The following is a 14,720-nucleotide window of genomic DNA, read 5'->3' as shown; positions in this document are numbered from 1 at the left end:
AGGGGGATTGAGCGCGTCGCCGCCATCTGCCGACGCACGGGAGGAACATCATGACGGAACGGGAACACGAGATCGCCGACCTGGCGAAGGAATTGCTGGGCCGGATCGTGCAGGGCGCGATGACGAACGGCGCGCCGGTGGATGCGCAACAGTGCGCGGCACTGGCCGTGGAGTGCGCGACGGCGCTGGTGGACAAGCTCGACGCGCACAGCGGTTGAGCTCGAGCGTCACGGGCGACGGCGGATCGAGCGATGCCGGCGTGACTCGGCAGGCGTTCGCCTGGCCCCGCGCTGCACGCGAAGCGTTACACGTCACACGTTGGCGTGCGTGTCGCCTTCGGCACGCACCGCGCCCGGCGGCCTGCCGACCACGCGCTTGAACGCGCGGCTGAACGCCGCGAGCGACCCGTAGCCGAGCCGGTATGCCACCGCTTCGATCGTCTCGCCCTCGCGTGCGATCCACTGCGCGGCGAGCCGCATCCGCAGCTCGGTCAGGTAACGCACCGGCGTCATCCCGGTGGCCGCGAGAAAGCGTTCGGCGAATACCGAGCGCGACACGCCCGCTTCGGCGGCGAGTTCCGCGACGCTCCAGTTGCGCCCCGGATCGCGATGCAGCGCGACGATCGCACGGCCGAGCTTCGGCTCGCGCAGCGCCTGCACCCAGCCCGTCGCGTCGCCGCATCCGCATTCGACCCAGCCGCGCACGATGAACGCGGCGACCACGTCCGCGAGCCGCGCGAGGATGCCCGCGAAGCCCGCGCGCTCGGAGCACGATTCGCGTTCCATCGCGTCGAGCATCGGACGGATTTCCGGGTAGCGCGCGAGCAGCGTGCCGACGTGCATGAATTCCGGCATCGTCCCGACGAGCGGCTGCATGCCGCCGAGATCGAGCTCCATGCACGCGCTGAAGATCAGCGCGTCGCCGGCGGCCGGCTCCGTCGCGGCGCACGACGTCGCGCCCACCGACGCGACCGTGTCGCAGATCTTCGCGACCTCGAACCCGCCGATCTCGCGGCACGGCGCATCCGGATCGGACACCAGCGCGTGCGTGCGGCCGTGCGGCAGCAGGATCGCGTCGCCCGCTTCGAGGCGCATCGTCGTGCCGTCCGCGTCGCGCAGCAGCACGGGCCCGCGCCCGACGAAATGGAACTGCGCGCGGCCCGGCGCATGGCCGAAACTCAGCCCGAACGGCCGCGGCACCTGGATGCGGCGATACTGCACGCCGCTCAGGCGCATCCCCAGCAGCAGCTCGCTGACGAGGTCGTGCACGTCGGGGACGGGAGGAAGCAGGGGCTCGGACATCGCGAAATTCGGACGATCGATCAACAAGAACGGATTGTATGTCATAGACCGTCCTGCCGCCGTTCCTTAGGATACGTCGTCATCAGTATTTTCCCTATACGACCCGGAACGACGCATGAATCCAGGAATCTCCTCTGCCGCCACCACGGCGGCCCCCCGCGAGCCGGCCTGGGGCGCCGTCTTCGCGATGACGCTGGGCGTGTTCGGTCTCGTCACCGCCGAATTCCTGCCCGCGAGCCTGCTCACGCCGATGGCCGACAGCCTCGGCGTGACCGAAGGCGTGGCCGGCCAGGCCGTCACGGCCACCGCGACGGTCGCGCTCGTCACGAGTCTGCTGATCTCGGCGCTGACGCGCACGATCGACCGCCGGCGCGTGCTGCTCGCGTTTTCGGTGCTGCTCGTCGCGTCCAATCTCGCGGTTGCGTTCGCGCCCAACCTGACGACGCTGCTGATCGGCCGCGTCGTGCTCGGCGTCGCGCTCGGCGGTTTCTGGACGATGGCGACCGCCACCGCGATGCGGCTCGTGCCGACGGCGATGGTGCCGCGCGCGCTGTCGATCATCTTCAGCGGCGTGGCGGTCGCGACGATCGCGTCCGCGCCGATGGGCAGTTATTTCGGGCACCTGATCGGCTGGCGCAACGTGTTCCTGGTCGCGGCCGGGCTCGGCGGTCTCGCGTTCGCGTCGCAGGTGATGACGCTGCCGTCGATGCCGCCGAGCGGCACGACGCGGCTGCGCACGCTCGTCGACGTGCTGCGCCGGCCGACCGTCGGCCTCGGGATGTTCGCGACGACCCTCGTGTTCACCGGGCATTTCGCGTTCTTCACGTATCTGCGGCCGTTCCTCGAACAGGTCGCGGGCGTCGGCGTGAACGGGCTGTCGGCGATCCTGCTCGGCTACGGGATCGCGAACTTCGTCGGCACGTCGCTCGCGGGCCGCGTGCTCGAGCATCGACTGCGGCCGATGCTGATCGGGATGCCCGCGCTGATGGTCGTGCTCGGCGTCGCGCTCGTCGCGCTCGGCCGCGCACCGATGATCGACGCGGTGCTCGTCGCGTTGTGGGGGATGGCGTTCGGCGGCGTGCCGGTCGCATGGTCGACATGGGTCACGCGCACCGTGCCCGACGAGGCCGAAAGCGCGGGCGGGCTGATCGTCGCGGCGATCCAGCTCGCGATCGCGACGGGCGCGGCGGCAGGCGGCGTCGTGTTCGACGCGAACGGTGCGGGCGGCGTGTTCCTGGGCGCGGCCGCGGTGTTGGCCGTGGCGGTCGCGACGATCGTGACCGGCGTGCCGAAGCGGGTGGGCGTGGCGCCGGCGCTGGCCGAGTGAGGTGCATGCGGGCCGATCGACGCGAGCGTGGATCGGCCTGCTGTTCGGGCCGTCGAGAAACCGGCGTGTCCGGATGAAGCGACCGGCGCGGGCACGCTGCTTGTTGCGGCGCGCCCGCTGTTTGCTTCATGCGATGTTCAGCGGTCGATCAGCCGCCTTGCCTGACCACCGCCGCAAGCGCCTTCATCGCCTGCAGGTAAGGGTACGGCCCGTGGCTGATGCGCGCGACGCCGTATGACGCGAGTTCGGCCAGCGTCGGCGTTTGCGCGACGCGCATGATGTTCACGGGCAGCGGCGACGCGGCCGTCAGCGCGCGAATCAGCGCCGGCGACTGCAGCCCCGGCACGAACAGGCCGTCGGCGCCGGCCTCCGCGTACGCACGCGCGCGCGTCAGCACATCGTCGAGCAAACGCTCGTCGTGCGTGTCGGCCGCGGCCTTGAAGAACACGTCGGTGCGCGCGTTGATGAAGTAGCCGATCTCCGCGCGGTCGGCCGCCTGCCGCGCCGCCGCGAGACGCGCCGCCGCAGCGTCGACGGTGCGCAGCTCGCCCGTCGCCGGAAAACTGTCCTCGAGATTGCAGCCGATCGCGCCGGCCTCGATGCTGCGCGCGATCGTGTCCGCGACATCCTCCAGCCGCTCGCCATACCCGCTTTCGAGATCGACGGTGACGGGCAGGTCGGTCGCCTGCGCGATCCGCGCGAGCACTTCCATCACGAGCGCTTTCGGCATCTGCTCGCCGTCGACGAAACCGTTGGCCGCCGCGACCGACCAGCTGCCGGTCGCCAGCGCGACGCCGCCCGCGTCGGCCACCGTGCGCGCGCTGCCGGCGTCCCACACGTTGAACAACGCGAGCGGCTGGCCCGCGCGATGAAGCGAACGGAAATACGCGGCTTTCTCCTTGTTATTGCGGCTCATGCTCGTTCCTCCGGTTGAAATTTCGATCGGTGTTCTTATCGAACGATACGGCGACCGTGTCGAGCGCCGCGAGGAAATCGCGTGCATCGAACAGTTCGCCGAGGCTGCGCACGCCGCCCGACGTCAACGCGTTGCCGCTCAGCAAGCGGACCGTCGCCTCGACGATGATCGGTGCGCTGACCGCATAGATGTCGCGTCCGGACGCGGTCGCGCGATGCGTGCTGCCGTTCTGCACGACGACCACGTCCATCGCGAATTGCTGCGCGGAGCGGCCGAGCGTGTCGACCGGCCGCGGCGGCGGCGTGCCGGCATCGCGCACGTCGCGCAGCGCGCGCGTCGCGAGCCAGGACTCGATCGTATCGATGCGCAGATGACGCGCGAGTGTCATCACTTCCGAAAACGGCAGCAGCGTGACGTCGACGTCGCCGAGCGGCGACGGGAACGGCCACCTGCGTTCACGTGGCGTCGACGGCACCGCGGTCGGCTTGCCGTCCTTCCGGATCAGCCGGATCGCATGATTGCGCTCGCCGGTCACGCGCGTGCCGCGCGTCGGATGCCAGCTGTCGAGGCCGGTCGCGACGTCGACGCGCTCGATCGGCTCGCGCGGCTCGACGATCGCCGTGACGAGCAGGTCGGCCAGGCCGCCGTAGAACGCGGCGGCCGGCACGAGCGTCACGCCGGCGGCGCGTGCGCGGGCGTCGCGCTGGTCGGTCAGCGCCTGGACCGACGGCTGTTCTGCCGTCAGGTCGAGATACGGGATGCCTGCCCGCAACGCCGCATCGGCGAGCGGCAGCGCGGTATCGAGGTACGGGCCCGCGCAGTTGATCACCGCGTGCGCGCCGCGCAACGCGGCGTCGAGCGCGGCCGGATCATCGATCGGGGCGACGCGCCACGGCGGCGCGTCGGGGCCGCCTTGCGCGAGGCGCGCGGCATCGCGCCCGATGCGGATCGCGCCGAGGCCGCGCCGTTCCAGCTCGGCCACGACGAACCGCCCCGTGTGACCCGTGGCGCCATACACCGCAACCGTCATTCGATCGTCCATGATCAGCTCCGATACAGATCGGTCTGTTTTATAGTACAGACCTGTAGCGCCGTCAACTTCCGGGTGCTATCATCGGACGCACTTTCGCGGGACAGGCGGCCTCGGCGGCCGGGCTTGGATGAAAAAGGGAACGGACACGAACGGGAGCGCGCCCGATACGCGCGAACGCATTCTGCAAACGGCGAGCGCGCTGTTCTACCAGGAAGGGACGCGGGCGGTCGGCGTGGACCTGATCGTCGCGCGGGCGGGCGTCGCGAAGACGAGCCTGTATCGGCACTTCGCGACGAAGGACGACCTGATCGAGGCGTTCCTGCTGCGCGAGGATGCGGATTTCTGGGCGCACTGGGACGCGGTGGCCGCGCAGTACCGGCGCACGCCGCGCGAGGAACTGGATGCGCAGCTGCAGTGGATCGGCGAGCGCATCGAGCGCCCCGGTTATCGCGGCTGTCCGCAGATCAACATCGCCGCCGAGTACGCGGACGGCAATCATCCGGCCCGCAAGGTCGCCGTCGCGCACAAGCAGGAATTGCGGCGCCGGCTGACGGAGCTGGCCAGCGCGATGCGGATCGACGAACCGGAAACCTACGCGCTGCGGCTCGCGACCGTCATCGACGGCGCGCTCAGCAGCGGGCAGGCGCTGCACGCGCACGGGCCCGTGCGTTTCCTGCAGGAGTTCGCGCAACTGCTGATGCCGAAGAAGGGGCGGAAGTGACGCGCATGGCGCGCCGCGTCAGCCGCGCGTAGCCGGATCCTCCGACAGCGCGCGCAACTGCCCGCGCAACACATCGACTTCGCCTGCCGCGAACGGCCGTTCGATGTCGGCGTGCGTTTGCTGCCACAGCGGGAACGCTTCGGCCAGCAACCGATGGCCGGCCGGCGTGAGTTGGAGCAGGCGGCTGCGCTTGTCGTCCGGATCCTGCGTGATCGTGAGCAGCCCGCGCCGCTCGAGCGGCTTGAGCGCGGCGGTCAGCGTGGTGCGGTCCATCGCGAGCAATGACGCGACCGATTTCATCGCGGCCGGCTGCGGCCGGTTCAGCGACATCAACAGCGAAAACTGGCCGTTGGTGAGATCCAGCGGACGCAGCACATCGTCGAAGATGCGCGCGAGATTGCGCGCCGCGCGCTGCATGTGCAGGCACAGACAGCAATCGCGCACCATCAGCGTCGTTTCGAAAGGGAGCTCTTCTTTGCGTGCCATGTTGCAATTGTGTTGATATCAACCTATTGTGTCAAGGACGAGGAGCGGCAGCCCGTCGTTCCCGCCATCGGACGGAGGAAGCATGGGTGCGCAACAGCAGTTGTATCTCGCGGTATTCCTCGGCAGCAAGGAGAGCCCGGCCATGAAGGCGTGGATGGCGCTGCCCGAGGACGAGCGGCGTGCGCGGGAGCGCGAGGGGATCGCCGCATGGCACGCGTGGGTCGACCGGCATCGCGACGCGATCGTCGAGCTCGGCGGGCCGCTCGGCAAGACCAAGACCATCGGCAAGGGCGGCGTGACGGACACCGCCAATGCGATGAGCGGCTTCACGGTCGTGCGCGCCGAATCGCACGACGCGGCCGCCGCGCTGTTCGAAGGCCATCCGCATTTCACGCTGTTCCCGGGCGACGCGATCGACGTGATGCCCGTGCTCGCGGTGCCGGGCATGTGAGCGGCGCTGCGTGCGCGGTCGTCGCGGCCGATGGGCCGTCGCCCGTGCGCGGCGATTTTTCCCCGACATTATCGAAGGAGACATTGCGATGAAGCTTTACGGATTCGCCGGCACGCGCTCGCAACGCGCGCTCTGGGGGCTCAAGGAACTGGACGCGGATTTCGAGTTCGTGTCGGTCAACCTGCTCGAGGGCGAGCACAAACGGCCCGAATTCCTGCGCCTCAATCCGGCCGGCAAGGTGCCCGTGCTCGTGGACGGCGACCTCGTGATTCCCGAGTCGGCCGCGATCGTGCTGTATCTCGCGGACAAGGATCCAGAGAAGGCGCTGCTGCCCGTCGATCTGGCGCTGCGCGCGCAGGCGTATCGGTGGGTGATGTTCGCGGTGACGGAGCTCGAACAGCCGCTGTGGCGGATTACGCGCCATTCGTTCATCTATCCGCCGGAAAAGCGCTCGCCGGCCGATATCGAGCTGGCTCGCGAGGATTTCGCGACGATGGCCGCGATCCTCGAAAAGCATCTCGAAGGGCGCGAATTCATCGTCGGCGACTCGTTGACGGTGGCCGATTGCGTGACGGTCTACCTGATCGACTGGGCGAGCGAATGCCACCTGATCGAACCGTTCCCGCAATTGCGCGCGTATCTCGAGCGGCTGTATGCGCGGCCCAAGGCACCGCAACGGATCGCGGACGCGCGCAAGGCGGCGTGAAGCAGTGGTCGGACCTGCCGACGGGGGTGATCAAATTCGGCCGCGATCTAGCGGGCTTGCGGTTATGACGCTTCGACGGGGCCGCCGAGCGCACGACACAGCGCTGACAAGTCGCGAACGGTCAGATGCGGGGACGGAGCACGATGCGCGGCGTGCTCCGCTTCCGGCCCTTCGTGACGCACCACCCAGGCCGCTTGAAGCCCCGCATTCAACGCGCCGACGACATCGAGGTGAAAGTCGTCGCCGACGTGGAGCAGCTCCGCCGCGGGCACGCCGAGCTTCGCGGCGGCCGCATGGAAGATTTCCGGCTCGGGTTTCGCGAATCCGAACGCGCGCGCGCTGAGCGTTTCGCGGAAGAACTCGCCGCCGCCGGTCAGTTGAAGGTCCGCATTGCCGTTCGTCACCGCGATCAGCGGAAATCGCGCGCTCAACCACGCGAGCGCCGGCAACGCATCGTCGAAGAACTCGACCCGGTTTCGCGCGGAATAGAACACGTCGTATGCGCGGTCGGTCAGCGTGACGTCTTCGTTCGCGCGTTCGAGCGCAAGCCGGATCGAGCCGATGCGCAACGCACGGAAGTCGCTGACGAGGTCCGGCCGCGAGCGTTCGTATTCGTTGCGCAACTGGCCCAGTGCCTGCGACGTGGGCACGACGCTCGCGGTATCGGGCGCGTGCGCGATCAGCCACGCATGCAGCGACGCCTCGGCCCGTTCGACGGCGGGGCCGAACGGCCACAGCGTGTCGTCGAGATCGAACGAGATGGCGGAAATTCTGGATAGACGCATGACGATGGAAGATACCACGCCGGTGCCGTTCAACACGGCCACGGGATCGAACGTCCCGCGCCGTTTTCGACGGCCTGCCGGTACAGGAAACACGCAACGGTCAGGTCCTGCAGCGCGAGTCCCGTCATGTCGAACACGGCGATCTCGCCCGGCGATCGATCAACGAACACGGTGCCGGCAAGCATGTCGCCGATTTCAGCGCACTGCTCGGGCGTGTCTCTTGAATCTGTCGGCCACGCTGAAGGAGGCCGAAGCGGTGCTGCTTGCGCGTTTCGGCGAGGTCACGCCCGGCATGCTGTCGCGCGATTTCGAGGCGAAGGCGGCGCGCCCCCGCAAGCCGCGCTGACGCGCCGCAACATCGCAACCATCACCCGATAACCGGCAGTCCGATGCAATCCGGCGCCGCGCGAAACCCGCGCTCCGCCGTGTTCTGTCCCCCAACTTCTGCCCGGTTCGCCCGCCACAGGGCAAAATACGGGTTTTCCGCACCCGAGAGGGCGCGCCCGAATCACGCGCCGGGCGGCGGCAGTGCGCCATCGCACGCCGCCGCCCGGCGCCCAGGCAAGATGCTCGCCGTGTCGCGAGTCCACAGGAGTCCAGACCCCATGCCCGAATCCAACCTGTCCTTCTTCGGCCGGCTGTCGCTGGCCGTCGGCACGTTCTTTTCCGTGATCGGCAACCGCGAGTTCGCGGCCGGCGTGCTGCGCGTGCGCGACGGCGCGCCGGCACCGGTCGCCCCGGCGCCGGTTGCGCCGGCCCCCGCCGCGGCTCCGGCGCCCGCGAAGGCCCCGGCCCCCGAGCTGCGCGAAGCGAGCCCGCAAGCCGCGCTGCAACTGCTCGGCCTGCTGCAGCGCGATGCGCGCTTCATCGATTTCGTCGAGGAAGACATCGCCGGCTATGCGGACGCCGACATCGGCGCCGCCGCACGTCTCGTGCACGACGGCTGCCGCGCCGCGCTGCGCGAGCATTTCACGATCGTGCCGGTGCGCGACGAAGCCGAAGGCAGCCGCGTGACGCTGCCGGCCGGCTTCGACGCGACGGCCGTGCGCGTGACGGGCAACGTCGTCGGCTCGGCGCCGTTCACGGGTACGGTCAGCCATCGCGGCTGGCGCGTGGCCGATGTGCGCCTGCCGAAGCTGACGGGCAGCCACGACGCATCGGTGGTCGCACCGGCGGAGGTGGAACTGTGAGCGATCCGCGCTATTCGATCGGTATCGACCTCGGGACGACCCATTGCGCGCTGTCGTACGTCGACAGCGCCGCGAGCGACGGCGAAAAGATCACGCAGCAGGTGCTGCCGATCGCGCAGCTGACCGCGCCGGGCGCGCTGGAGTCGCGCGACCTGCTGCCGTCGTTCCTCTATCTTCCGCATGAAAGCGAGCTGACGCAGGGCGACCTGACGCTGCCGTGGACGGCCTCGCGCGGCTTCGCGGTCGGCGAAATGGCGCGCACCCGCGGCGCGGGCACGCCGATCCGGCTCGTGTCGAGCGCGAAGAGCTGGCTGTGCCACCCGGGCGTCGATCGCCGCGCGGCGATCCTGCCGAGCGATGCGCCGCCCGAAGTGTCGCGCGTGTCGCCGCTGGAAAGCTCGATCCGCTACCTGACCCACCTGCGCGAAGCGTGGGACCACGCGCATCCCGACGCGCCGTTCGCCGACCAGGACGTAACGGTCACGATCCCCGCGTCGTTCGACCCGGCCGCGCGCGAACTGACGGCGGAAGCCGCGCGTGCCGCCGGCTATTCGCGGATGACGCTGCTCGAGGAGCCGCAGGCGGCGCTCTACAGCTGGATCCAGAAAAGCGAAGGCGGCTGGCGCAAGCAGGTGCGGGTCGGCGACCTGATCCTGTGCGTGGACGTCGGCGGCGGCACCACCGACCTGTCGCTGATCGCGGTGGTCGAGCGCGAAGGCAACCTGGAACTGCATCGCGTGGCGGTCGGCGAGCACATCCTGCTCGGCGGCGACAACATGGACCTCGCGCTCGCGCACGTGGTCGCGCGCAAGCTCGCGCAGCAGGGCACGCAGGCCGATCCGTGGCAACTGCGCGCGCTGACCTACGCGTGCCGCGCCGCGAAGGAAACCCTGCTGTCCGACCCGACGACCGACGCGGTGCCGCTCGTCGTGCCGAGCCGCGGCTCGAAGCTGATCGGCGGCTCGATCCGCACGGAGCTGACGCGCGCGGAACTCACGCAGACGATCCTCGAAGGCTTCTTCCCGCAAGTCGATGCGGCGGCGCGTCCGGTGAGCCGCGCGCGCGTCGGCCTGACGCAACTCGGCCTGCCGTATGCGCAGGACGCGGGCATCACGCGCCATCTCGCGGCGTTCCTCGGCCGTCAGGTCGCGGCGCTCGACGCGCTCGACGGCGTGCAGCGCACGCTGCCGCAAGGCGCGACCTTCCTGCATCCGACCGCGGTGCTGTTCAACGGCGGCGTGTTCAAGTCGACGCTGCTCACGCAGCGCGTGCTCGACACGCTCAACGGCTGGCTGGCCGCCGAAGGCGCGCCGTCCGCGCGCCTGCTCGAAGGCGCGGATCTCGATCTGGCGGTCGCGCGCGGCGCGGCTTATTACGGTTACGTGAAGCGCGGCCGCGGTGTGCGTATTCGCGGCGGCACGGCGCGTGCGTACTACGTCGCGATCGAATCGGCGATGCCTGCCGTGCCGGGGCTGGAGCCGCCGGTGCAGGCGCTGTGCGTCGCGCCGTTCGGGATGGAGGAAGGCTCGGATGCGGCGCTGCCGCCGCAGGAGTTCGGCCTCGTCGTCGGCGAACCGGTGCAGTTCCGTTTCTTCGGATCGTCGGTGCGCCGCCAGGACCAGGTCGGCACGTTGCTCGACTACTGGTCGCCCGAAGAGCTGCAGGAGCTCGAGGAAATCCAGGCGACGCTGCCTGCCGAAGGGCGCACGGTCGGCGAGGTCGTGCCGGTGAAGCTGCACGCGCGCGTGACCGAAGCAGGCACGCTCGAACTCGAGGCGATCCCGAGCGGCACGAACGAGCGCTGGAAGGTCGAGTTCGACGTGCGCGGCGCCGCCTGAGCGCGATGAAGCGCTATACGGTCGGCATCGACCTCGGCACGAGCAACACGGTCGTCGCATACGTCGAGGCCGGCTCCGACGCGATCCGCGTGTTCGACGTCGAGCAACTGGTCGGCCCCGGCGCTGTGGCCGCGCAGCCGCTGCTGCCGTCGGTGCGCTATCACCCGGCGGCGGGCGAACTCCCGCCGGACGCGCTGCGCTTGCCCTGGGCGTCCGATGCGACGGCCGGCGCAGCCGCGGCCGGTGCGCCGCCGGCCGTGATCGGCCGCTATGCGCGCACGCTCGGCGCGCAGGTGCCGGGGCGGCTCGTCACCAGCGCGAAAAGCTGGCTGTCGCACGCATCGGTCGACCGGCTCGCGGCGATCCTGCCGTGGGGCGCGGCCGAAGGCGTCGACAAGGTGTCGCCGGTCGACGCGAGCGCGAGCTATCTCGCGCACGTGCGTGCCGCGTGGGATGCACGCTTTCCCGACGCGCCGCTCGCGAAGCAGGACGTCATCCTGACGGTCCCGGCATCGTTCGACGACGGCGCGCGCGCGTTGACGGTCGAGGCCGCCAAACGCGCGAAACTGCCGGCGTTGCGGTTGCTGGAAGAGCCGCAGGCCGCGTTCTACGACTGGTTGTACGGCCAGCGCGAGACGTTGCGCGACACGTTTGCCGCCGCGCGCCGCGTGCTGATCTGCGACGTCGGCGGCGGCACGACCGATCTCACGCTCGTCGACGTTGCGCCGGGCGACGACGGCGAACCGGCCTTCACGCGCGTCGGCGTCGGCAATCACCTGATGCTCGGCGGCGACAACATGGACCTCGCGCTCGCGCGCCTGGTCGAGACGCGGCTGACCGAGCCCGGCACGCGGCTGTCCGCCGCGAGCCTGTCGCAGCTCGTCGAACGCTGCCGCGCGGCGAAGGAGCGGCTGCTCGGCGACGATGCGCCGGCGTCCGTCACCGTGACGCTGCTCGGCGCGGGCAGCAAGCTCGTCGGCGGCGCGCGTTCGGCCGAGCTGACGCGGCAGGAAGTCGAGCAGATCGTCGTCGACGGCTTCTTTCCGCAGGTCGACGCCGGCGAGCTGCCGCGCCGCGCGCGGGCCGCGATCGTCGAATTCGGCTTGCCGTATGCGAGCGACCCGGCCGTCACGCGCCACGTCGCCGCGTTCCTGAATCGTCATGCGGAAGGCCCGCTGCCCGACACGCTGCTGCTCAACGGCGGCGTGTTTCGCGCGGGCGCGCTCGCCGGCCGCCTCGCGCAGACGCTCGGCGCATGGCGCGGCGCGCCGCTCGACGTGCTGCACAACGCGCATCCGGACGTGGCGGTCGCGCGCGGCGCGGTGGCCTACGGCCTTGCGCGGGCGGGGCATGCGCCGCGCATCGGCGGCGGCTCCGCGCGCAGCTATTTCCTCGTGCTCGACGATGGTGACGGCGACGCGGCCCCGCGTGGCGTCTGCCTGCTGCCGCGCGGGTCGGAAGAGGGCCGCGAGATTCGGCTCGAGGAGCGCACGTTCGCGCTCCAGCTCGGGCAGCCGGTGCGTTTCCATCTCGTGTCGACGGTGGCCGAGACGGCATACCGGCCCGGCGACCTCGTCGAACTGGCCGGCGGCGATTTCGTGCGGTTGCCGCCGATCGCGACGGTCGTCGACCGGCAAGCCGGCAGCGACGCACGCGAAACGCCGGTGAAACTCACGGCATCGCTGACCGAAGTCGGCACGCTCGAAATGCACTGCATCGCGACCGACGACGCGTCGCGGCGTTGGCGGCTCGAATTCCAGTTGCGCGGCGACGCGCCCGCGCAGGGCGACGACACCGCGCTCGCGCGCCATCCGCGTCTCGATCATGCGATCGAGCTGATCGACCGCTCGTTCGGCAGCAAGGCCGCGAACGTCACGCCGAAGGACACGCGACGGTTGCGTGCGCAACTTGAACAGGTGCTCGGCCCGCGCGACGAGTGGGACGTCGCGCTCGCGCGCGAACTGTTCGACGCGTTGCTCGCGCGGGCGCGTCGCCGCCGGCGCTCGGCCGATCACGAACGCGCGTGGCTGAACCTCGCCGGCTATTGCCTGCGCCCCGGTTTCGGCCATCCGCTCGATGCGTGGCGCATCGAACAGCTGTGGCCGCTGTTCGACGACGGGATCCAGTACGTGAACGACGCGCAGGTGTGGTCCGAGTGGTGGACGCTGTGGCGGCGCGTGGCCGGCGGCCTCGACGACGACGCGCAGACGCAGGTGCGCGACGCCATCGCGTTCCTCGAACCGTCCGACGACAAGCGCCGCAAGCTGCCGTTCGACCCGGCCAAGGTCGGCCCGGCCGACATGACGCGCTTGTCCGCGTCGCTCGAACGATTGCCGGTCGAGCGCAAGGTGGAACTGGCCGAGCGTTTGATCGTGCAATTGCAGAAGCCGGCCGAGCGCACGCTGTGCGCGTGGGCGCTCGGGCGGATCGGTGCGCGGCGGCCGTTCTACGGCAGCGCGCACAGTGTCGTGCCGGCCGACGTCGCGAATCGCTGGCTCGACGCGCTGTTCGCGCTGGACTGGAAGCAGGTCGAACCCGCGGCATTCGCGGTCGCGCAAATCGCGCGGATGACGGGCGACCGCGAACGCGATTTGCCGGACGAGACACGTGAGGCCGTGATCCGGCGTCTGTCGGCCGCGAATGCGTCGGCCGCGTGGATCGACATGGTGCGCGAGGCGATCGCGTTCGACGAAGCCGACACGGCGCGCGTGTTCGGCGAAACGCTGCCGGCCGGGTTGAAGCTGCTGGCGGGGTGAGCGGCGCAGCGGGCTCCGGTATCGTTCGGATACCGGAGCATTCTGCTGCGTTGTCGATGTGGGCCGACGCCCGCCGATTCGATACGCTTTGAACAAGAAACGGCTGCCGTTGCATCGCATCGGCAGCCGTTCGTGCTTCGTGAGTTTGCCGGTCAGGTTTGCGGCGTCGTCTCGCGTGGCGACGCGGCCGATTCCACGGCGATCACATCCGGCGCGGTTACCCGCCGCGCGAGGTGTATGCCCGCGAGCATGCAGCGCACCGAGCCGCCGGCCAGTTCGATCGTCGGCACGTCGAGCGGCAGCAGCTGCGCGGAGCGCTCGATCGTCGCGCGCTGGTCGCGCGTGAGGCAGTCGAACGCGCGCCGCGACAGCGCGAGCACGCGCCCGTCCTTGCCCGACAATTCCAGCGTATTGCCCGCGAAATTCGCGATCTGCGCGTGATCGAGCGCGATCACCGTGCGGCCCGTTTCGGTCAGGCGTTGCGCGATTTCGTCGCGGCGCCGGCGGTCGGCGATCAGGTCGAGGCCGACCATCGCGAACTCCGTTGCGACGCTCATCATCACGTTCGTGTGATAGATCGGGTTCCCGTTCGCGTCGGCCGTGTCGAAGCAGATCGGCTCGAAGTTGAAGTGCGTGCAGAAGCGTTCGAGCGCGACCGGATCGGCGCGGCGCGAACGCGCGGTGTACGCGATCCGCGCGACGTGGTCGAGCACCATCGCGCCGGTGCCTTCGAGGAACACGTCGTCGTATTCGAGCCCCGAGTAGTCGATCACGTCCTGCACGCGGTATTCCGCCTTCAGCATCTCGACGATGTCCGCGCGTCGCTCGCGGCGGCGGTTCGGGCTATACATCGGAAACAGCGCGACATGCCCGCCCGGATGCGTCGAGAACCAGTTGTTCGGGAACACGGAGTCGGGCGTGTCGCGCTCGCCGTGGTCGTCGAACACGTGCACGCGCACGCCTGCGTCGGCGAGCGTCCGCGCCGCGGCCGTGACTTCGTCGCGCGCGGCGGCCGACACCGACGGCGCGTCGTTCGCCCCGGCGGCGGCCGTGCGCTGGAAGGCGTTGTCGGCCGCGGTCTGCGGGTTCGGCAGGAAGCGGTGCGGCCGGATCATCACGACGGCGGCCGGCGCCTGGATCGATACGAGATTCATGAACGGTGAGGGCGAGAAGCGGGAAGCAGGGCGGCGCGCACGCCGCCCGGGATGAC

Annotated in this window: 14 protein-coding genes and 2 pseudogenes; 9 read left to right on the top strand and 7 right to left on the bottom strand. The window is 70.0% G+C overall.

What is annotated here, in order from left to right; translation table 11 throughout:
- The first annotated feature begins 50 nt into the window (after positions 1-50).
- Positions 51-218 (top strand): hypothetical protein, encoded by a 168-nt coding sequence (locus WS49_RS35695; RefSeq protein WP_179949141.1) that lies wholly within the window; start codon positions 51-53, stop codon positions 216-218.
- A gap of 93 nt (positions 219-311) precedes the next feature.
- On the opposite strand, the gene WS49_RS19620 is transcribed toward WS49_RS35695, so the two are convergent.
- Positions 312-1,346, bottom strand: coding sequence for an AraC family transcriptional regulator (locus tag WS49_RS19620; protein WP_059532124.1), 1,035 nt, complete (start codon positions 1,344-1,346; stop codon positions 312-314).
- 70 nt (positions 1,347-1,416) lie between these two features.
- Between WS49_RS19620 and WS49_RS19615 the strand changes: the two genes are divergently transcribed.
- Positions 1,417-2,628 carry an MFS transporter gene (locus WS49_RS19615; RefSeq protein WP_059532121.1) on the top strand — a complete coding sequence of 404 codons (1,212 nt, stop codon included), beginning with the start codon at positions 1,417-1,419 and terminating at the stop codon, positions 2,626-2,628.
- 148 nt (positions 2,629-2,776) lie between these two features.
- Here WS49_RS19615 and WS49_RS19610 read toward each other — a convergent pair whose 3' ends face one another.
- Entirely contained in the window at positions 2,777-3,544 is a 768-nt protein-coding gene (locus WS49_RS19610; protein WP_059532118.1) for an isocitrate lyase/PEP mutase family protein, read from the bottom strand.
- Positions 3,531-4,586 (bottom strand): saccharopine dehydrogenase family protein, encoded by a 1,056-nt coding sequence (locus tag WS49_RS19605; protein WP_059532115.1) that lies wholly within the window; start codon positions 4,584-4,586, stop codon positions 3,531-3,533. The genes WS49_RS19610 and WS49_RS19605 overlap by 14 nt, the downstream gene beginning before the upstream one ends.
- Positions 4,587-4,704: 118 nt before the next feature.
- On the opposite strand from WS49_RS19605, the gene WS49_RS19600 reads away from it, so the two are divergent.
- Positions 4,705-5,298, top strand: coding sequence for a TetR/AcrR family transcriptional regulator (locus tag WS49_RS19600; protein ID WP_059532112.1), 594 nt, complete (start codon positions 4,705-4,707; stop codon positions 5,296-5,298).
- 18 nt (positions 5,299-5,316) lie between these two features.
- Here the strand turns inward: WS49_RS19600 and WS49_RS19595 are convergent, their stop codons facing one another.
- Positions 5,317-5,784: a MarR family winged helix-turn-helix transcriptional regulator gene (locus WS49_RS19595; RefSeq protein ID WP_059532109.1), complete on the bottom strand. Its 468-nt coding sequence runs from the start codon at positions 5,782-5,784 to the stop codon at positions 5,317-5,319.
- An 82-nt stretch (positions 5,785-5,866) separates the two neighbouring features.
- Between WS49_RS19595 and WS49_RS19590 the strand changes: the two genes are divergently transcribed.
- Positions 5,867-6,235 (top strand): hypothetical protein, encoded by a 369-nt coding sequence (locus tag WS49_RS19590; RefSeq protein ID WP_059532104.1) that lies wholly within the window; start codon positions 5,867-5,869, stop codon positions 6,233-6,235.
- A gap of 88 nt (positions 6,236-6,323) precedes the next feature.
- On the top strand, positions 6,324-6,941 hold the full coding sequence (locus WS49_RS19585) for a glutathione S-transferase family protein (RefSeq protein WP_059532101.1): 618 nt from the start codon (positions 6,324-6,326) through the stop codon (positions 6,939-6,941).
- Between the two features lie 62 nt (positions 6,942-7,003).
- On the opposite strand, the gene WS49_RS19580 is transcribed toward WS49_RS19585, so the two are convergent.
- Complete coding sequence (locus WS49_RS19580) at positions 7,004-7,726, bottom strand: HAD family hydrolase (RefSeq protein ID WP_059532425.1); 723 nt, start codon at positions 7,724-7,726, stop codon at positions 7,004-7,006.
- A gap of 29 nt (positions 7,727-7,755) precedes the next feature.
- A pseudogene (locus WS49_RS33870) lies at positions 7,756-7,923 on the bottom strand (ornithine cyclodeaminase family protein); the annotation flags it as partial.
- Between the two features lie 26 nt (positions 7,924-7,949).
- On the opposite strand from WS49_RS33870, the pseudogene WS49_RS35150 reads away from it, so the two are divergent.
- The 4 genes and pseudogenes from WS49_RS35150 to WS49_RS19565 all read left to right on the top strand — a co-directional run.
- Positions 7,950-8,072: pseudogene (locus WS49_RS35150) on the top strand (transcriptional regulator); the annotation flags it as partial.
- Between the two features lie 259 nt (positions 8,073-8,331).
- Entirely contained in the window at positions 8,332-8,916 is a 585-nt protein-coding gene (locus WS49_RS19575; protein WP_059532098.1) for a DUF2760 domain-containing protein, read from the top strand.
- Positions 8,913-10,754, top strand: a complete 1,842-nt coding sequence (locus WS49_RS19570) for an Hsp70 family protein (RefSeq protein WP_059532095.1) — start codon at positions 8,913-8,915, stop codon at positions 10,752-10,754. Before WS49_RS19575 ends, WS49_RS19570 begins: the two co-directional genes overlap by 4 nt.
- A 5-nt stretch (positions 10,755-10,759) precedes the next feature.
- Positions 10,760-13,510: an Hsp70 family protein gene (locus tag WS49_RS19565; RefSeq protein ID WP_059532092.1), complete on the top strand. Its 2,751-nt coding sequence runs from the start codon at positions 10,760-10,762 to the stop codon at positions 13,508-13,510.
- 152 nt (positions 13,511-13,662) lie between these two features.
- On the opposite strand, the gene ctlX is transcribed toward WS49_RS19565, so the two are convergent.
- Positions 13,663-14,664: a citrulline utilization hydrolase CtlX gene (gene ctlX, locus WS49_RS19560; protein WP_059532089.1), complete on the bottom strand. Its 1,002-nt coding sequence runs from the start codon at positions 14,662-14,664 to the stop codon at positions 13,663-13,665.
- Positions 14,665-14,720 lie beyond the last annotated feature (56 nt).

The organism is Burkholderia sp. RF7-non_BP4 (genome assembly GCF_001521935.1).
GTDB classification, from domain to species: Bacteria; Pseudomonadota; Gammaproteobacteria; order Burkholderiales; family Burkholderiaceae; genus Burkholderia; species Burkholderia diffusa.
Note: the sequence above shows the minus strand (reverse complement) of the source record. Positions and strands in the feature narration are given on the sequence as shown.